The sequence below is a fragment of the Enterobacter sp. HG048 genome (assembly GCF_024702055.1).
Lineage (GTDB): Bacteria > Pseudomonadota > Gammaproteobacteria > Enterobacterales > Enterobacteriaceae > Enterobacter > Enterobacter dykesii.
The window spans coordinates 44,742-63,321 of record NZ_JANLIZ010000004.1 but is presented as its reverse complement, the minus strand read 5'-3'; the positions used below and the strand labels follow the sequence as shown (position 1 = coordinate 63,321).

Below are 18,580 nucleotides of genomic sequence, written 5' to 3'. Positions count from 1 at the left end.
ATGAATGTTATTGCTATGGCAGCAGCGCTAAAATCAGACCGAAAAAAACACCTTCATCAAATAGTTGTCCTGACTGAGGTGATGTATCAGGGGGAGTAAAGATCCAGTCATTTACGCTCCCCACCCGCATGAACAGGCGTCCCTGAGAAATCACCTTATCCCCGGAACACAAAGTCACCTCGACACAACCTGCGACTCCCTGTCCATAAAGAAATATCGGCATAAACTTAACCGCCCGGTTACCATAACGCAGGACGATACCGGAAATATCAAAAGCCCCGCTCTCCACCAGCAGGTCCGGAACGCATACCGTCCGTGGCTCCGTATTAAGTCCCGTATCTGTCAGCCACGCGTCCATCTCATCCTGAAGCTCAGCCATTCGCTGGCGAAACTCTGCAATATCAACCTGGCTTTTATTAGCTGCGGGAACGGGTGCAGGCTGTCTGGCCTGCAGCTTCTTCAGGAACTGTGATTTTACTGACATGGTGTTATCTGCCTTATATACGGAGAGTTGTGTCGAGATACTGCTGTTGCCTGAGATGCCGCAACAGGACCCGACCTTCGGGCATAAACTCAGTCCCGTAGCGCACCAGGCCAATCCCTTTAAGTTCAGCATCAATGGCATAGCGCAGCTCGCCGGGAATGCTCTGCTCCAGCAGAACAACGTCTATCTTTTTCAGGCGCGGTTCATATTTGAGCAGGACGGCAGACAATGTACCCATTAGTTCATGAGCCGTTCCGGGCATGCCCTGCAGGATTTTGGTCATATCGGGCAGCCCGTAGTCAGGCAGATGCGCCAGCGTGCCGGCGCGACAGTTGAGAACGCGCTGCATGTTATCCAGAACCGAAAGGATGACCTGGTTTTCTTCACTGACCTGATGCAGATCGAACCCACCGGTAAAATTGCCAAATAGCGTCTCGTAAAGCGAGGAATGGGGCGTCTCATTCATCTTTCAGCACCTGCATGGTCAGTTTGTTGTTCCCCGCCTCAATGACGCGTGCCTTATCCGGATCAAGGTCACCGCGACTCATTACCACACGCCAGGTATTGTTCTCCAGGTCCGGTGACATAAACATCCCGGCCACCGCCACGTACTGAGCATTTTCATCCATCGGCATATCGACCGTGACCGCCCCGCCCGGCTGCAGGAGGATATCTTTCTCCACCAGCAGGTCTGCTTTGATGACCCGACTGTCCTCTTTAAACAGTGACGGATAGTCAGTACTGTCGAACGTTTTGCGATCCTTAAGCTGGTAGATGCGCACCACCGTCGACAGCGCCACACCACCCGCATTGCTGTTCACTGCCTCCCGGGCGCGAATATCCAGATGCAGGGTTTTTACCTGCTTGTAAAAAATCGATTTGGTCACAGCAACGGTGCCGTCTGTCACTTTTTGCGTCAGCCCGCAGCCCGCCAGCATCAAGGTGATACCAGCGGCCAGCGCAGCCAGAGGAAATTTACCAGCGGTAATCGCCATCTTCATCGGTCTCCCTGCGGTGAATATTTTCCTGTACCCGCTCATAGCGGCCAAGATTGATGGTTATGGTTTTGGTTTTGGAGTGCGTAACGGTGTTCGCTGCATTCAGCGGCCGCATCACGGCGGTGCGGCCCAACTGCCCGGCTCCGGCATCGGGCTTAATGTTCATCGTCGCGTCCGGCAGCAGACTACGGTCGACGGATAGCTGCAGGCGGACATCCAGGCGAGTCCCAAGATACACATGCAGCAGCGTCATCAGGTCCGAGTGAAGCTCCCCGCCCGGTAACCAGCCCAGCACTTCAGTTGAGTCAGTGGTTGTCAGGCGTATCAGCACCTGGCTGTTTACGTCGGTGGCATAGTTACCCATCACCGGACGGTTTGTCAGCGTGACAGGCTGGCTGACGCTCATAACCAAAGGTTTCTTCAGAGGCACACGGCGTTTGTCATGGTGCCAGATTTTCGCCTGCGTGTTGGGTGCCAGGAGTCGCACCAGCGAGACCATGCCTTCTGCGGTACGCCCCGGCAGCAACATAACCGGCAGCAGCGCCAGAAAGCGCGAAGCCGGGGTCGCGATGCTATCCGTGCAGCCGTTAATCCCAAGCCCGGCCAGTCCCAGCAGGTACTGCGAGGTTTTATCCTTACCGCCTTCTTCGAAGGTCGCCGGGTAGGAATATTTACGCCAGATACGGTAGTACTGAGCAATCAGCCGGTGGTTGAAGATATCGAGGAAGTCCGCCGTGGCTTCATAGCCTTCCCGGCGTTGGGTAATATCATCGATGTAGTGCGTCGGCAGCGGGGATTCCACGCCGTAGAGCCCCATAAAGGTGGTACGGATTGTGGGTGGAAGGTGCGGATGTTCCGATAGCTCTGCCCCTTTGATTTCAGAGGCCGGGAACCCCATCCCCGAATGGGGCCGAAAGCGCACCGGCTCATGGCGTACCTGCCAGGTGCTGCCGGTGACCGGTTTATCCGGCTGGCTCTGCTCCAGTAGCTGACAGAAACGGTAAAAATTCATGTGCGGCAGCCGGTCGCCCAGTTGCGCTATCAGCCGGGCAGACGCGGACTGTGATTCTCTTTCCACCGGATGCATTTTCCTTCTGGCTGAACAATGAGGGTGAGCTGGTTGAACTGGTTCATATCGGCATACAGCGCAAAGAATCGGTTGAGCATTTCACCGAACAGGTGAATGTCACCCTCACCGGTGAAACCGTTGCTGTCGAGGGTTACTTCGATATCCAGCCCCCGAAGCAGGTAGCCCTGTTCAAAACGTTGAAGGCGATGGTGCTCTACATGCTGAATCGCCCCCAGACGCCGGGTGTTCAGTTCATCTTCCTGCCAGTTGTAGAGCGCAAGCGTCCCGCGCAGCACTTCGGCGGTACTCATCATGTTCAGGAAACCGGATCCCAGGTGGCTCAGAACCCGCCAGTGAAACCGGTCTTCGGAAGGCGGATAGACTGGCAGCGTTGGTTTACAGAGATTACGTACTGAAAGTTGTGTACTGACCACCTGCTCACAGCGGTCAAGCAGCGTACTCTGTAGTGCACGGCGCGGCAGCTGGCCGTTGGTGCCAGTGATTTGCAGCGATACGGCTTCACGCTCAAACAGGCGGTCCTCTTCCCACTGGTGTCCCCCAAGGATAAGCCAGGTGTCATACAACCCGGTCACGCTGCGCTTCACGCGGGTGTGGTAGTAACGGGGTGGTGCATGACGGCGCATCATCCCGCCCTTGTGCCTGAAGCTGCTGAACGGCACATACTCAGCGTCACTGGTCCGGTTTGAGCCTGTCACCGAATCCACCGAATAAATCTCGGTGTGTCCGTCCTGCAGACGTTTGGGGCGCAGCAGGTACTCACTTTCAAGCCCGGTAATGGTGAGAGGGTCAGCTTCCAGTGTGAACAGGTTAATCACCGGCACACAGTGAAGACGAACTGCGTCATCGGTGACCGGCAGTTCTGATGGCCACGGTGTGCTGAACACGACTTCGATGTCGAAATACTCCGCTCCGTCAGGCGGTATAATGCCATCCAGGCCGTTGAGGTGGACAAACATAAACTTGTCACGGAAGGTGAAATACTCCAGCAGCAGCTGGTAACCACTGAAGGCGGTATCGCCTTTCGGCCACAGTCCATCTTCCTCCGCAAATCCTCCCGGCGAGAAGTACCCGTCAAGGCGAATGCGGTCGATTTGTCCGGGCAGGCGCATATACAGGGCAGCCTGTCGCCTGGTCAGCATCAGATGTAACTGACTGCTGACAGGCGCATCCGCGCCGAGATAGAGACTCAGGTGGCTGAGATCAGCATGGGACCAGTCCGCCTGTGTGCTGCAGGCAAAGCGCATCCGCAGCAGCGAACGCCCGTCAGGCTCAGTGGTCATGGTTATCCCTGAGATGTTCAGCGGATTGAGCATCACATCGCGAGTGGTGCGGTAGCGGCAGACTGCATTCTTCGGCCCTACCGGGCGGGAGTAAACTTCCAGACCCGCGGGCATGACTTCCGCCATCTTCACGGCCTGAAGCACTGGCGTGAACGCCACCACCGAGAGTGACGGAATGGTTCGCAGGTAGTGTGGCCAGAGCATACTGACCAGTCCTTCGGTAAGTTCCGGCAGATCGTCGTCAATCTTCTCCCGCAAGCGTCCGATCGAAAAAGCAAAGCCCTCAAACAGACGTTCTACATACGGATCGGGTGTGCCGGCCTTATCCAGGTCGAGCATTGCTGCGCGATCGGGATGGGTTTGAGCGAACTCTTTCGCGGCTTCACGCAGGTACCGCATTTCTGCGTCGTAATAACGCAGGGTCAAATCTTCCATTTATTTCTGTTCCTGTGGATTTAACCGCAAAGCACGGCGGCACGGGCTGGATCGACGGCGATCAGTTCGGCAAGTAACTGGTCCATTACCGGTGTAAGGCGGGCCTTTTCAGCCTCGCTGCGACCGGCTTTCAGACGCAGGAGTTTCAGATGGCGGGCCTGCACCTCAAACATCAGCTCAGGCTCCCAGTTACTGAGGGTCACTTCTCTTGCACGTTCACCCAGCTCAGCAAACAGGTGTACCGCCAGGTCATTTTTACCGTACTGCTCAGCAATGCGCCCCATCAGCAGACGCAACAGCCACTTCTGACGATCGGTGGTCATGCCCGGCCGGGTCTGCAACCAGCCTAGCGCGGCATCCGGGCCTTCACTGTCGGCCAGCGCCACGGCTTCCGGCTCCAGCGCCAGAATGTCATCGTTACCGGCGGTGGCCGGGGCTAATGGCGTATCGTTGTCCCACCCACCAGTGGTATCAATCACGCTATTCTGGATCCAGTTCAGCGTCACTTCGTCCGCAAACGGTGTACCGTCACTGAACGCCAGTGTCTCCAGCCCGGACAGGCGAGACAGCAGCCCTTTTAGATCAGCCAAGACAATGTCGGCCAGCGTCTCCTGACCGGATTTCGTCAACGCCTGGTGGATGTACCACTGCAAATCCAGCCACAGGTGATTGGCTCCGCGGGAAAAGGTGCTGTCGGCCGTTTCCAGCATTTCAGCCCAGCTCTGCTGCAGGTAGAGGCGTTTGAGCAACGCGCGCTGATCCGCCCTTGGCGGCTCGATGCGCGTACGTCCCTGCGCATCCGGGGCCGGAATGGCCCGCAGGGTGTCATGTCGCAGGCTTTTCATCAGATGGTGTGCTGACAGCCAGCCATCCGGCTGCTCGCGCAGGTATTCGGTGAGGGTGCGGGCCTGGGCCAGCAAATCCTGACCGGACGAAATCCGCCCGATGACCGGGGCATCGCTGTGACTGGCAAACGATGGGGTTTCGCTGGTACTGGCGTTCTGCGGTACCACCGCATCCACGCCGCCCGCTTTCTGCAGACGGCTTTCCAGCGCGCCGTACAGCGCATTGAGTTCGGGACGGGTTTCATCCGGCTCATTCTCAATAAGCTGTGCTATTAGCAGCAGCGCTCCTGTAGTACGCATAGCCTCTTCCCTGACTACTTCCGGGTACAGGGAAAGCGAGTCAGTCATGCGCGATCCTGCCAGCCATTCCAGTGCCGCCTTACGGCTGCGGTCACGCTGCGGGTGCAGCTGTGTATCAAAGCGTTCCAGCAGACCAGCCAGCAGTTCGAGTCCTTCGGCCAGCCCCTGTTCACCTTCGCGGTGCAGCTTCGCCCAGCAGTACCAGGTTGCCACACGGATATCTTTCGCTACGGTGGTTAAAATCTTTTCTGCATGCAGGCAAATAAGCTCGGTGTTAGCACCAGAGAGCTTATTAATTTCCTCGCGAATCTGCTGGAAGTCATCGTCATAGCCCGGGTCTTCGCCAGCGGGCGATTGCCCGGACAGCGGCTGCAGCCAGCTGTCCCACTGCGCCACACGCTCACGGGTTGCTACAAGTAATGGTTCCTGTTCTGCCTGGCAGGCACTGAGTAAGGCATTGAGCGTGCTCATCAGTAGACCTCCTCTGCATCACTGTTCGCACTGGCGACCTGGTCTGACGGTGCAACTTCGGTGGTGCTGAAGATGGTTTCCGGCAGACGGAAATTACGCAGTTTCAGCAGCGCCAGCGGACCTTCTCCTGCTTCGGTACGCAGGGTGTAATTGAGTAAGCGACCGTCCTGGGCTTTCCAGCTCAGGCTGTAGCTACTGCCCACGCCCGGATACGCTTTCACGCTGGCTTTATCGAGCAGGCGAATCAGCCCCCAGCTACCCGGAATATCGGCGTACTGACGGGTCCCGGCCTGCGTGCTAATCCAGCTCAGGTTGGCCCCCGGGGCTTCAGTATCAGCAGGCCAGGTGAAGCGCTTCCACGCCGGCATCTGGTTCACATACGTCAGCTTCTGGCTGTCGATGATCATGTCGGTCTGCATCACGCCGTCAGCCGTGCCCGGACGCAGTTCGAAGTTCATGCCGGCATTGCCTTCGGTGAAGGCCACATCTGAGATATGACTCAGGGTGTTGATGGCATTGAGGAATGCCGGGTTAAACGCCAGGCCCTGTGAGTTGATGCTGTCCGGTACCCAGTGGTTACCCTCTTTATGCAGCACACCTTTGAGGCGGGTCTGCAGGAATTGCGCGATACGCCCGGAATCTGCATTGAGGTATTTGGCGAGCAGCGGTAGAGAAACATCGCTGCTGGAGTTATTGAACGGGTAGCGGCCACCAAAGGCTCTGTTCCACTCTGCCACCACCGCCTGCTGCCACTGAGCATTAAGGCTGTCAGCCGCCGGGGTCAGCATCTGCTGCCAGGCCTGTTCCATCGGATTCACAAACACCGTCCGACCAAAGCCGCTCCATTCCTGTCCCAGTCCTGCGGCAATCAGGCTGCCGTAGTCACGGGTTTCGGTCAGGTCCACGGCCTTGCCCTGGAACACCGTCTGGGCAATGGTCTGAGTCATTGCCTGAGGGTCGGCAGCGTTGGTCACCTGCTGCAGACGCAGACGCACCTGCGTCACACGGGTCAGGTACGACTGCAGGCTCAGTTCCTGTGTACCTGTCCGGTTTTTGTCCATCAGCGCCAGTACCGGACCAAAGGTCGCATCCAGCGGGCCGTGAACACCTGCACTCTGGTCAATGGCATCCCTGTTGTCACCGCCCAGCAGATTTTTCGCTGATTTTACCAGTGAATCCGAAATCGCCTCACCGGTCTGGCCGGTACGGCCCTGTACATTCAGGGTATTCATCAGCGCCACCAGCGGCGACTGGCGCACGTCGGCCATCAGGGTCAACTGGTCAATGGAATCCGACAGCGTGGTCGCCCGGTTCCAGCGCAGGCTGTTCAGAAACTCCAGCCAGGCTCCTCCAAAGTCAGCGAAGTAACGCTCCGTCAGACGCTTTTTCAGCGCTTCCGGTGAGGTCTCGTCCTGTTTATTCACCTGACGCTTGCTGTCAGTGAGCACCCAGTCGAGTTCGTCCCGGCGGGCCTTCACCACCTTCTCGATGGAGGGCTGAACGGCCTGCTCCCAGGCCTGGCGGGTAAACATGCCTGGTACAATTTCGGTGGTGCTGAACAGGCGGGCAGCATCGGTATCACCAGTCATATCTTCAAGACGCATATCGACATACAGGTGCGCCACCTGAGAGAGCATATTCTGGTACAGGGTCGATTCGCTGTTACGTACGCCCATCAGGCGAACCAGCAGCGAACGCACCTGGCTGACCATGCTCTCATCTGCCTGCAATTTCCACTCAGTGTGCGCAACCAGCTGCGCGCCATAGAAGGACAGCAGTGACGGTGCCACGCCCTGCCAGACGCCGTCTTTCACGCCATCACGTTTTGGCCAGTCACGAAGCAGCGCCGAACTGAACCAGGCGGCGTCCATATGTTCCGGACGCGCCAGCATCAGGTAGAGCTTGAGCTGCTCCCAGGTCGTTTTTGCCATCTGCTCACGCAGCGGGCTGCCCGGCGGCAGCGCATTGAAGGCACTGAGCTGAGTCTGCAGATGGTCCGCAGCCGCATCCCGCAATAGCGGTAACGCGCTGTCCTGATAGCGTGGCCAGAGTGCGGCCAGCAGGGCGTTATTCTGACTCAGCCCGGCCTTCTCGTACCACGGCACGCCGTGTTCTGAACGGTACTCCAGACGGGCCAGCGTTTTCTGGAGTTCAGACAGCGCGTGCAGGCGATGCTCCAGCGGCTGATTCTGTCGGGCGGCAAGTGCGGCTTGGGCATTCGCACCGGCAATCTGGCTGCGGTTGGTGACATACGCGATGCCCATCCACACAGCCCAGCCCACCATCGCCAGGACGACGAGAGACGCAAACACTTTGCGCCATGGAATGCCCGGTTTGCGCGGACGCAGTCCGGCAGGAAGCATCCGGACAGACTCCGGCAGAACATCCCAGCGCTTATCCATGCCCCAGTGATGCGGCACGGCACGTTCAGCACCGGCAGAAGGCTGACTGAACACCACACCAGCCAGCGGCAGCGGGCGGTACGGGTTGAGCATCACCGACAGCGGTGCGGTCAGGCTCTCCGGCTCACGAATGAGCTGGTCGGCAAGCATCAGCAGGAAGTTATGCTTCACCTCACCGCAGGTCTGCTGCAGACCCTGTGAAGTCAAATCAGGCGTCAGGGCGGAGAGTTGTTCTGCCAGTCCCTCGGTACGACAACCGGCAAGGAGCAGGCAGCCAGTCGCCTGCGTAATGCGCCCTTCCGGCTGGCCGGCGCGCGGGTGCAGGGACCAGACGTAGAGAGGAAGTTTCCAGCCAAGCGTTTCCATACGCGCGCTGATGGCATGAGACAGGGAATCCATGGTGCTTTCAGACGGTACCGGTAGCGGCTGCTCCAGCCCAGGTGCTGAGAGCTGGTCAAAGGCCGAGGTGACCCATACCATGCCATCCACCGGACGACGGCGCAGCTTACGCAGCGCGGTCAGCCAGACACTATCTGCTGGTGTATTGAGGTCACCGCCCCACAGCAATAGTGTGCCGCGGTCTTCCTGCCAGAGCTGAGTTGTAAGGCCCGGAGTCAGTTGCTCCACTTCAGCGGCCGTACCGGTTATCAGCAGGATACGAGTTTTACGCCCCCAGCGCCGTTCGTAGAGGTTACGCATGGCTTCACGGATGGTGTCGACGGTAACGTTACGGGCGGCAGTCTGCTCAACACGTCCCTCATCGACGGGCAGAACATTTTTGCGTTTTGACTGAAAGCGATGCCAGCCCTGTTTGATGGCAAGTGTAATGGTTTTGCCATGGCGCAACATCATCAATAAAATCAGGGCGCCAGCAATGACCAACCCTTTAAGTAACGGAGTATGCAGCCCCATTTGATCGCCAAAGTGCCAGATACACCAGGCAATTCCGCCTGCTAAAAGCGCGGAGAAGCCCAGTCTTCCCCAGCCTCCGCGCCATGCTGAATCACCCGTGCTCATCGTTTCGGTTCCCTGTTTGCACTGTATTAATAAATTTCTGCTCACCATCTGTAGAAAGCATCAGACAGTCTGCTTTTTGTATGTTCACAATATCGCTGGCGACTGCGGCCATTATCCATGGAGAAAAGGGGCCGCTGAGCCCGGCATATTTTTCCAGCCAGTGGAGTTGTTCAGGTTTCCAGTGACCGCCATAATCTTGTGTCGCTGCGAGCAAATCAGAAAATGCATTACCCCATTCCACTCTGTCGCCGACAATACTAGCGGTGGCACAGGCCTGAGTTTGTGTCGAGAAAAATGTATCCAGCGATTTTTCTGAAATCGCCATATCAAAAGCCATTGGCCGCAAAAGACGGGCATTAAGCGAAAGATTATATTTTGTGGCGACGTCATCAGAGGTCAACAATAGGACGGCCAGGGCATCACTGTACGCGTCCCGCCCCTGCGTCTGGCGAATCAGGATTAAGTCCACATCCAGCGTTGGTGATTTAATTCGCTCATCAAGTGAGAGGAAGGTCTTTGACGTACGAACGGTCAACTGTGGAACAGAACGATCCAGAATGACTGCCTGCCAGGCATGGGCAAATGAATCCTGCAATACCAGAAGATCATCGTGAGAATCTGTCAGCAGCGTGACGGCTGGTATTAAATCTGAAGGCAACTTTGCAAGAACTGGACCTAACCCTGCGAGCAGAAAAGAAAAATAGGTCTCATGAACTGGCAGACAAATTCGTTGAGTTAGAGATGTGTTCTGCTGCAGCGTTGGTGGGGCTGCAATAAAATTTTGAGGTGTCAGATTTGCAGGCAGCATGATACCACTATGCAATACTGCGATATTGCGTCCAGACCACTCCATCCACTGTTGTTGCGCATACGCTGCCTCATTGGTTTCAAATTCGTGTCTGTCAAAAGCATTGTTATAGATCCAGCCACGCAGACACAGAAAGAAAAACCAGACAACTGCAGGGCATACGGTGACAGCCCAAAGATTAAATGTTTGAAGTAGCCCTGCCAGTTTATTGGCATGCAGGACAAACAGCAGTACACAACCAACCAGCGCGAAAACCCCGAACATCATCCACAAGATGAATGAAGGTTCTTCAGGCTTAGTCGATATTGTCGATTTCTGACGTTCCCAGCTCATTACTTATCCTATTACACAATCCGGCGCACTGGATATCAGCTGACAACCGCATTCGCAGCGGCAACCATCCACAGCAATCGCTTTACCGTCTGAGGACCATTCAGGCGAACCTTCAATAATAGAGTTTATGCCATGGCCAATTATCGGACAGTTAACTTTATCCCCAATAAGGGCTACTTTTTTGCCATTTACTATCATTGTTGATGAGGCAGAAATGACCTGGCCGCCATGCGTGGTTTTATCACCAATCAATACAAAGCCTTTAGACATACGAATCTCCATTTTTTTAAATTTTCGCATATTCATTTCTATATGCAGGTAAGAAATTATTTATCTATATTAATTCTTTTAACTTATTACACGCATTAGAATCACCTTTAGAGCAGCTTTTTTGGAATAGTGCGATGGCCTTACTTCTATTTACAGCTATCCCTTTACCATCGAAATATATCGTGCCTAAATGATACATGGCTGAAGGCTCGCCTTGTTTAACTGCAAGCTCAAGAAAATTTTTGGCTTTATCATAATCCACAGCAACGCCCTTACCATTAAGGTATGCGTAACCTAAATACATCTGAGCTTTAGCGCTGTTGTTTTTCGCAGCCTTCTCATACCAATAATTGGCCTTTTCGTAACTCTGAGAAGTTTCTTCACCAAAATAATACATATCACCTAAATCGACCTGAGCATCCGTGTTTCCGAGTTCAGCAGCGACCTGATAGAGTTCAAATGCTTTTTTCATATCCTTCGGAACACCCATGCCCATACGATACATATTGGCAATTGAGTTTGCATCGTCGGCTTTAGTTGTTGATGTTGGGTCCATGGTGACAGTTTCAGCAAAACACGATATGGAGATAAAAAACGAAACTAATACGTAAAATGGTTTCATAAAAACACCTTTTACAAAAGCATGATAAAACATTAATGGTTTGTGATGTGCATCTTTAAAAATCACTATTTACAACGATTACCAATTACCATAAGGGTAGACTTTACCATTTATAAATTTCTTTATACCCTCGCTATATTCATATCCATTAGGAAAGTTCGTTTCACCTTTGCACATGTCAAGATCTTTACCTGAAACGGTCGTTATTTTTGTATCATTTAATGGGATATCTGAATGGCCATATTGTCTTAGCCAGACTCGTACTTTCCCCTCCGGGGCCAACCCTATCAGCATCGTTTGCCGATATGCATCTTTCCCAGGTTCTAAGACATCAGGGTAAGGGCTAATCATTTTAACCCATGCATCATGCGTAAAAAATAAAGTTGACTGATATATTTTCTTGTCAATAATTGAGTCCCAGCAAAACATCATTATTTGTGGAAGCCTTTCGGCTTTATTAAACTGGGTATTCCCCGCAGAGTTACGTTCACTCCATTTACCTACACTGATCCCTTGTGGCTGATCGATAGTCCAATACGTCGATGCATAACCATCAACATCCAATAGTTTTAACAATGTAACCTGTGCTGGTAAAGATTTTGGGGTAGTAAAGGCAAAGTACCATTTGTCCCAAGGGGTTTTAAGACTATTGGGTTGTTCACTGGCACAGGCGTTAGCAAAACCCACAAGTAATAAAACCGAAGTTATTCTGGTAATTGTTTTCATAATTTTCCTCCCTGCACACCCAAGCTACACGAATGCAATATATTGAAAAACTAAACATTACTGTGCATTTACCAGCTCCCGTAAGGATACTTTTTATCTTTAATAAAATCAGGAGTTTCTCCATAGTAAATATATCCATCTGGATGCCCTGTCACCCCTTTGCACATATCAAGATCTTTACCTGAAACAGTCGTTACTTTGGTACCATTTAATGGGATATCCGAATGGCCATATTGTCTCAACCAGACCCGTACTTTTCCTTCCGGCGCTAATCCTATTAACATCGTTTGCCGATATGCATTTTCCCCAGGTTCTAAGACATCAGGATAAGGAGCGATCATTTTATCCCATGCATTTTGGGAGAAAAATAGAGTTGATTGATATGTTTTTTTATCAATTATTGAGTCCCAGCAAAACATCATTATTTGCGGCAACCTGTCGGCTTTATTAAACTGCGTACTCCCCGCTGAATTCCGCTCACTCCATTTTCCGACACTGATGCCACGCGGCTGATCAATAGTCCGATATGTAGACGCATACCCATCAACATCCAACAGTTTTAACAGTGTAACCTGTGCTGGCAAAGATTTTGGGGTAGTAAAGGCAAAGTACCATTTGTCCCAGGGCGTTTTAAGACTGTTAGGTTGTTCAGTGGCACAGGCACTAACAGAAGCCGCAAGTAATAAAAAAGAAATTTGTCTGGCTATTGATTTCATGATTTCCCTCACTGCATATTTCAGGCAACGCGCCCCCAAGCGAGGTTTAAAATATTCGCGGATATTTAGCGCACTACCGTCTTTTAAAGATGATTTTTCACCATGACCCATAAGGATATTTTTTGTTTTTTATAAACCCTAAGATATCTTCATCATAACCATAACTAAAATCGCTTTTGGTTACCCCTTTGCACATATCAAGGTCTTTACCTGAAACGGTCGTTATTTTTGTATCATTTAATGGGATATCTGAATGGCCATATTGTCTTAGCCAGACTCGTACTTTCCCCTCCGGGGCCAACCCTATCAGCATCGTTTGCCGATATGCATCTTTCCCAGGTTCTAAGACATCAGGGTAAGGGCTAATCATTTTAACCCATGCATCATGCGTAAAAAATAAAGTTGACTGATATATTTTCTTGTCAATAATTGAGTCCCAGCAAAACATCATTATTTGTGGAAGCCTTTCGGCTTTATTAAACTGGGTATTCCCCGCAGAGTTACGTTCACTCCATTTACCTACACTGATCCCTTGTGGCTGATCGATAGTCCAATACGTCGATGCATAACCATCAACATCCAAAAGTTTTAACAATGTAACCTGTGCTGGTAAAGCTTTTGGTGTAGTAAAAGCGAAATACCACTTGTCCCAGGGAGTTCTGAGGCTGTTAGATTTCTCACTGGCACAGGCATTAACAGAGCCCAAAAGAAATAAGATCGAAATTATTCTGCCGATTGATTTCATGATTTACCTCCCTGCATATTCCAGACAGCTCGAAGCCAACCCGGATTTGGGCGATTGATATAAAAAAACAAATCAGATGATTTCACTGCCCCGTAGATGGTTTTCACTTTGTCCCCGTCCAGCCAGACATCTTTTACAACCACAGGGTTCCAGTGAGCGGAGCAGTGAATATATTGACCAATTAATTGTAGTTCTGGTGTAGTAAAGGGCTTTAGAGGGCTGCCATTCCTTACAGCTTTACCCTGCTCCATTGCTTTTTTGCACAGAACCTCAAGTTCATATGGTAATTTTAGATCCATATCTGTGATTCTTATGGGATTGAACAATCCTCCAGCCTCCTGAGCCGCATCCAGCATCACCCGTAAACTAACTTTGCTCCAGTCATTAGTCACTACCCTCTCAATAGTGACTGCCGCCCCAACACGCTTTTGCGTGATGCCACCACGTTTTTTATCCTCGTTAACAAGATAGTCGTACCAAGTTTCTGTTTTTACTTCACCATTCGGAATTATCGCACTTAACGCTGGCAGACTCTTTAAGTCAGGTATTTCAGCCGCTGAACGCCGGTAGATATCGGTCACTTCAGGAGGGATACTCTCACTGACAGTTTCATTTTGGGGCTGAGTCAGAAAAAGATACTCCTTTTCCTTTGGATTATAGCCACCGCCGATATCGGAATGTGCTCCCGGCAAAGTCAGTTCCGGCCAGGATTCCTTAATACTGTTCAGGCTAAAGTTGTAGCGGCACTCATGCATTGCCGTGATCTGAAAGACTTTCTGTGCAATATCTGGAGATAGATCCAGCTCAACGCCGGGATTCACACCACTATGAACATCAAATAGATTACTTACTGTACCTACCGCGCATACGGTATCAAATAACCCCAGAAAGCGGGTTTCACCTGCAGGTTTCCCATGCTGATTTCGTCCACCAAGCCCTTCCGTTATGGCCTGCTGTATGGCTTTATCGTTCTTTCTTACACGGTTAACAAAGTGGCGAGCCGCTGCCGCACCGCGACTAAATCCAAAAACATCAAACTGGATTTTCTCAATTGCAAAATTGAGCCCTTGGTTAAGAGCCAGGAATTTCGAAATTTGTTCAGCAATAAGACCTACACCTTCATCAGATTTATCAACTACACCATAAAACCACCCCCCTGTCCCCATACTTATCGAGCTATCGCTATTACCTTTATCGGTACCGATCCCCTGTACATAGACTGCTCGTTGATAAGCTGTTTGTCCCTCAACCACCTCATCATTTGTGGCGTAAAGTGTATTAAGCCAGTGGATGTTAGAATAATATCCAATATAACTTCCAGCATTATCAATTTTTATTCCCATTTTTTTAGCACAGGCTTCCGCGTCTTCTCGTTTCATTCCAACATCAAGATGAGAACAGGACTCCAGGATGCGATTCTGGGTATTAAACGCATTATTCCCTGTACCATCAAAAAACATCCCAATAGTAAGGGTGATTCCTGGTACAGGCTTACGCTTACAGATAACTGTTTTCTCTGTGACATTCACATCAGTAAAATGTTCGCACTCACTGGCTTCCCATACATGATAATCACTCATGCTTCTTCACTCCCTGTAGCTGAATTACCGGTCCCAAGGATCTCAATTTTTAATTTGCCGGGCATTGAGGTATAAATTGGCAGTGTTTTGCCATTATCATCTGAAGTTCCATGGAATACCTGCCCGTCGACTGTCGTCACTTTATATTCAGTCTGAGGGATGATTTTCCCTTCTTCGTCAGTCAGTAAGTAAATTCCACCATACCCTTTTGGAAATTCAGGAGCAGGTGTGTTCAGCGAGGCTGCTCCCATTTTCTGAACATTGGCACATTTCAGTAAGATATTACCTGGACAGCCTAACTCAATATTCCCGTTGCTTAACTTGATATAGGCACCACCACAGTTAACGACCAGTTCCGTTGCTGCTGTGATTTTAATTTTGCCTTCGGCGCTCGTTACCGTAATGTCTTTCTTGGCTATGGCGTCCAGCGCATCATCCTGCGCCTGGATTTCGACTTTGCCCTTCGCCGCAAACAGCTTCATACCCGCCTGACGGGCCAGCATACTGATAGCTTCACCTGCCGCCACCGTGAAGCGCTTCATCACACTGATATCTACATTATTTTGCGCGACGATCCCCACGCTGGCACTTCCCGAGGAAACGCGTACACCTTCCGGGCTGCTGATGCTAACGCCTTGCGGTGCATTCAATACCATCCCCGGCTGTGCCAGTTCCGTCAGTGCATCCGTCAGCATTTTCTGGCTCTGGATATCCGCCGGATACGCCTGAGCACTTTCTGCCGCATCTGAAAGGCTTCTCGCGATACTTAACGCATTTTCAAGCTGTGCTACAGCCGCTTTCATGGAAAGCATTTTGTCACTAGCGGATGGTTGTTTGTCTGCACTAATGAATACACCGGCTCCGCCACGAACGACCACCCATTTATCGGTGCGTAACTCAGCACCTTCGCCACGAAGTGTGCGAGAAGCGTCTACATTGTGGCCTAAATTGAGTTGGGTTTTGCCGCCATACTCTGTACTAAGCTTGATGTGTTCCTCGCCACGTTTGTCCTCCATCCGCAGCTTGTTCAGGCCAGCTGTGCGGATAACGTTACGCGTGCTGTTCAGTTCAGTGACGTGGTCAACGTGGCGGGAGTCGTGCATGGCATGGGCAATATACGGACGATCCGGATCGCCTTCATGGAATGCAATGGCAACTTCAGTACCCTGTATCAGCGGGAAGTGGAAGCCGTATTTGTCACCTCCGTAAGGTTTGGCAAAGCGCACCGGCATGCTTTCCATGCCCTGGCGTTTATCGTCGCGGTCAGCATCGAATTTCACCCGGTACATGCCGGATGCATCCTGCCAGGCGTAGATGTCGTTATCTTTGGCGCTGGTCACTCGTGCCATCAGGGTGCCGCTGACCACCGGACGCTTTTTGGCCGCAGGACGCCAGCAGCGGCTCTCGTAGTACGGCATCGCTACCCATGTCACTTTCAAGGCATTCTTACGGCTGCCGTAGTAGCCCGTGCGGATAATAACAACACCATTCTCCGTTTCACGGGGTAGTGTCGGCGAGATAGCGGTTTCAGTAATGGTAAGAACCTGCGCCGGGCCCAGGGTATGGTCCGTACTGCTGCCGGTCACTGTAGTCTGGGCGGACAAAAAACGTTCATGCTCCAGACGAGCCCAGAAGTTACCGGTTTCGGTTGCAGGGGTAATTTTGTCACCTCGCTCGAGGTGACGCGGACGATAGTGATACACATCACCATAAGTGATACCGTCACCGTCGCCCCGGGTCATGTCTGCCGGGACGGACGTCAGAATATTCTGCGCTTCGCGATGGTTATAGTCGCTGGCGGTGACCGAATGTTCCACCACGTTGTGCCAGACGTGGATATCCCACACCGAGTCAACGGCATTGTCATTGGTGCCCGAAGGGCTGTTAAGTGGCAGTTTTTTACCGAATGTCCAGGCGCTCTGCTTATCAGCAAAGTGCACCACTTCAGTCTGGGTATCCGGTTGCAGGGTGAAGAAGTAAAAAATCCCCACCTCAGCCAGCAGACGTTCGATAAACGCGAGGTCACTTTCCTGGTACTGATTTATCTGTTCCCGTTTTGGGTAGGTTTGTTTAAGCTTGAATTCATATTCCCACCCCTTCAAACCATGCTCGCCAAGAATTTGCTCTACCACTTCCGGCACTGATTTGTTGACGAAGAAACGGTGAGTACGAAACTGCTTATCCAGTAGGGATATAAAAGGTTCCAGAATAATTTCATACGTAACCTGATCGCGTGAACCGGCCAGGCGTCGGAAATTTGTCACCACGCCATGAACAATTTTACCGACAACAGAATCTAATAGTTTCCCCACCCCCATACTCAGCGTAGCGGTTTTACTTAACATCATTTCAGCCGTAAGATCCGGATGTGAACTGGTAAAACGAATGGTGTAATGATAAAGAGCACTCATTTGTTCTAAACCATCAAAACGTTCCACATCCAATGGATAAGGGCAGGAAGGAATATCCAGTTTATAGCGATTAAGGATACCCTCTGTCATTTTAAATATATTTTCCATTTCTATAATTCCTGTCCTGGGTTAGAATGATATTAAATAGAACCAAACTCAACAAATATGATGAATATTATCTATAATGTTCCCATTCATCATAAATGTATTTCAAGGCGAACTTATAAAGTCCATAACCTATGAGAAAGGCTACTATACCTGCCCCACCTAGAATAAAGCGGTATGGATTGGATGAAAAAAAGAAACAGTAGAAAGAGTAAATCATACTGATAGTTCCTAGCGTCATCCCGATACTGGCTACGATCCGTGAAACAATCATAAGTATAAAATCTTTTATATTCATAAACCTCCAAAGAAGTATTCGCAGACATTATTAAATTCTTCAGGATTTATCTTTGCAATTTCACAAGCCGTCTCATAAGGCCTAACAATGTCCTCAACAAGATAATAAAAAAGATCAAAATCACCCATACTGTTTAATCTCTCATACATTATGGGGTTTCTTTCACGCAAGTATCGTGATGTATAAATAGATCTTGATGCTTCAGCACCAACTCCCAATACACCACCAGCAACAGAACCAGAAAAAAAGGCACCAACTCCTTGAGATATAATCGCCCTTCCGAGGTTAACCCCCGTAAACTGCGAGAACATCATTTTACCTATAACACTTCCAGATATATTTCTTGAGAAATGTGAAATTTTATGCATATCTACATGAGAAACAAAATCATCTATAAATGGTTTAATAACCTTATAAATAACCTCATCGTTAAAAGTTACTTTTTTAACCAGTGCTGCTAAGCGAAATTTATCATCCTGATTCTCTCTTCGGTGTTCCGTATCTATAAAATCATAGCCAAGATAGGCAAGGCTGACGGGTAAGGAAATAACACCTTTCGCCACAGCACCGATAAACCCAGACCCATCGATATTAATGGCCTCAAGCATATCTCTGGCAATATTTTTTGCGCTGTCCATCATCTA

Annotated in this window: 16 protein-coding genes; all 16 read right to left on the bottom strand. The window is 51.0% G+C overall.

Annotated elements, in window-relative coordinates; all coding sequences use genetic code 11:
- Nucleotides 1–13 precede the first annotated feature (13 nt).
- On the bottom strand, nt 14–484 hold the full coding sequence (locus NUX24_RS07290; RefSeq protein ID WP_257830608.1) for a hypothetical protein: 471 nt from the start codon (nt 482–484) through the stop codon (nt 14–16).
- A 13-nt stretch (nt 485–497) separates the two neighbouring features.
- Nucleotides 498–950 carry a type VI secretion system baseplate subunit TssE gene (gene tssE, locus NUX24_RS07285; RefSeq protein WP_257830607.1) on the bottom strand — a complete coding sequence of 151 codons (453 nt, stop codon included), beginning with the start codon at nt 948–950 and terminating at the stop codon, nt 498–500.
- Nucleotides 943–1,479, bottom strand: coding sequence for a type VI secretion system lipoprotein TssJ (gene tssJ, locus NUX24_RS07280; RefSeq protein WP_257830604.1), 537 nt, complete (start codon nt 1,477–1,479; stop codon nt 943–945). The genes tssE and tssJ overlap by 8 nt, the downstream gene beginning before the upstream one ends.
- Entirely contained in the window at nt 1,460–2,569 is a 1,110-nt protein-coding gene (gene tssG, locus NUX24_RS07275; RefSeq protein ID WP_257830602.1) for a type VI secretion system baseplate subunit TssG, read from the bottom strand. Before tssG ends, tssJ begins: the two co-directional genes overlap by 20 nt.
- Entirely contained in the window at nt 2,524–4,287 is a 1,764-nt protein-coding gene (gene tssF / locus NUX24_RS07270) for a type VI secretion system baseplate subunit TssF (protein ID WP_257830600.1), read from the bottom strand. The genes tssG and tssF overlap by 46 nt, the downstream gene beginning before the upstream one ends.
- A 20-nt stretch (nt 4,288–4,307) precedes the next feature.
- Nucleotides 4,308–5,903, bottom strand: coding sequence for a type VI secretion system protein TssA (tssA, locus tag NUX24_RS07265; protein WP_257830598.1), 1,596 nt, complete (start codon nt 5,901–5,903; stop codon nt 4,308–4,310).
- Nucleotides 5,903–9,322, bottom strand: a complete 3,420-nt coding sequence (locus NUX24_RS07260) for an ImcF-related family protein (protein WP_257830596.1) — start codon at nt 9,320–9,322, stop codon at nt 5,903–5,905. The genes tssA and NUX24_RS07260 overlap by 1 nt, the downstream gene beginning before the upstream one ends.
- The gene (locus tag NUX24_RS07255) at nt 9,309–10,463 is read right to left on the bottom strand and encodes a hypothetical protein (protein ID WP_257830594.1); all 1,155 of its coding nucleotides are present in this window, start codon (nt 10,461–10,463) and stop codon (nt 9,309–9,311) included. The genes NUX24_RS07260 and NUX24_RS07255 overlap by 14 nt, the downstream gene beginning before the upstream one ends.
- A 3-nt stretch (nt 10,464–10,466) precedes the next feature.
- Nucleotides 10,467–10,733, bottom strand: a complete 267-nt coding sequence (locus NUX24_RS07250) for a PAAR domain-containing protein (RefSeq protein ID WP_257830592.1) — start codon at nt 10,731–10,733, stop codon at nt 10,467–10,469.
- A 64-nt stretch (nt 10,734–10,797) separates the two neighbouring features.
- On the bottom strand, nt 10,798–11,355 hold the full coding sequence (locus NUX24_RS07245) for a tetratricopeptide repeat protein (RefSeq protein WP_257830590.1): 558 nt from the start codon (nt 11,353–11,355) through the stop codon (nt 10,798–10,800).
- 78 nt (nt 11,356–11,433) lie between these two features.
- Nucleotides 11,434–12,081, bottom strand: a complete 648-nt coding sequence (locus tag NUX24_RS07240) for a DUF2931 family protein (RefSeq protein ID WP_257830588.1) — start codon at nt 12,079–12,081, stop codon at nt 11,434–11,436.
- Between the two features lie 68 nt (nt 12,082–12,149).
- On the bottom strand, nt 12,150–12,908 hold the full coding sequence (locus NUX24_RS07235; RefSeq protein WP_257830586.1) for a DUF2931 family protein: 759 nt from the start codon (nt 12,906–12,908) through the stop codon (nt 12,150–12,152).
- Nucleotides 12,895–13,542, bottom strand: a complete 648-nt coding sequence (locus NUX24_RS07230) for a DUF2931 family protein (protein WP_257830584.1) — start codon at nt 13,540–13,542, stop codon at nt 12,895–12,897. The genes NUX24_RS07235 and NUX24_RS07230 overlap by 14 nt, the downstream gene beginning before the upstream one ends.
- The gene (locus NUX24_RS07225) at nt 13,539–15,122 is read right to left on the bottom strand and encodes a DUF2235 domain-containing protein (protein WP_257830582.1); all 1,584 of its coding nucleotides are present in this window, start codon (nt 15,120–15,122) and stop codon (nt 13,539–13,541) included. Before NUX24_RS07225 ends, NUX24_RS07230 begins: the two co-directional genes overlap by 4 nt.
- Nucleotides 15,119–17,641: a type VI secretion system Vgr family protein gene (locus tag NUX24_RS07220; protein ID WP_257830580.1), complete on the bottom strand. Its 2,523-nt coding sequence runs from the start codon at nt 17,639–17,641 to the stop codon at nt 15,119–15,121. The genes NUX24_RS07225 and NUX24_RS07220 overlap by 4 nt, the downstream gene beginning before the upstream one ends.
- A gap of 291 nt (nt 17,642–17,932) precedes the next feature.
- Nucleotides 17,933–18,574, bottom strand: a complete 642-nt coding sequence (locus tag NUX24_RS07215; RefSeq protein ID WP_374693101.1) for a hypothetical protein — start codon at nt 18,572–18,574, stop codon at nt 17,933–17,935.
- Nucleotides 18,575–18,580 lie beyond the last annotated feature (6 nt).

Coding starts and splice junctions, on each gene's coding strand:
- NUX24_RS07290 (WP_257830608.1), bottom strand. CDS start 484: ATGTCAGTAAAATCACAGTTCCTGAAGAAGCTGCAGGCCAGACAGCCT.
- tssE (WP_257830607.1), bottom strand. CDS start 950: ATGAATGAGACGCCCCATTCCTCGCTTTACGAGACGCTATTTGGCAAT.
- tssJ (WP_257830604.1), bottom strand. CDS start 1,479: ATGGCGATTACCGCTGGTAAATTTCCTCTGGCTGCGCTGGCCGCTGGT.
- tssG (WP_257830602.1), bottom strand. CDS start 2,569: ATGCATCCGGTGGAAAGAGAATCACAGTCCGCGTCTGCCCGGCTGATA.
- tssF (WP_257830600.1), bottom strand. CDS start 4,287: ATGGAAGATTTGACCCTGCGTTATTACGACGCAGAAATGCGGTACCTG.
- tssA (WP_257830598.1), bottom strand. CDS start 5,903: ATGAGCACGCTCAATGCCTTACTCAGTGCCTGCCAGGCAGAACAGGAA.
- NUX24_RS07260 (WP_257830596.1), bottom strand. CDS start 9,322: ATGAGCACGGGTGATTCAGCATGGCGCGGAGGCTGGGGAAGACTGGGC.
- NUX24_RS07255 (WP_257830594.1), bottom strand. CDS start 10,463: ATGAGCTGGGAACGTCAGAAATCGACAATATCGACTAAGCCTGAAGAA.
- NUX24_RS07250 (WP_257830592.1), bottom strand. CDS start 10,733: ATGTCTAAAGGCTTTGTATTGATTGGTGATAAAACCACGCATGGCGGC.
- NUX24_RS07245 (WP_257830590.1), bottom strand. CDS start 11,355: ATGAAACCATTTTACGTATTAGTTTCGTTTTTTATCTCCATATCGTGT.
- NUX24_RS07240 (WP_257830588.1), bottom strand. CDS start 12,081: ATGAAAACAATTACCAGAATAACTTCGGTTTTATTACTTGTGGGTTTT.
- NUX24_RS07235 (WP_257830586.1), bottom strand. CDS start 12,908: ATGGGTCATGGTGAAAAATCATCTTTAAAAGACGGTAGTGCGCTAAAT.
- NUX24_RS07230 (WP_257830584.1), bottom strand. CDS start 13,542: ATGAAATCAATCGGCAGAATAATTTCGATCTTATTTCTTTTGGGCTCT.
- NUX24_RS07225 (WP_257830582.1), bottom strand. CDS start 15,122: ATGAGTGATTATCATGTATGGGAAGCCAGTGAGTGCGAACATTTTACT.
- NUX24_RS07220 (WP_257830580.1), bottom strand. CDS start 17,641: ATGGAAAATATATTTAAAATGACAGAGGGTATCCTTAATCGCTATAAA.
- NUX24_RS07215 (WP_374693101.1), bottom strand. CDS start 18,574: ATGGACAGCGCAAAAAATATTGCCAGAGATATGCTTGAGGCCATTAAT.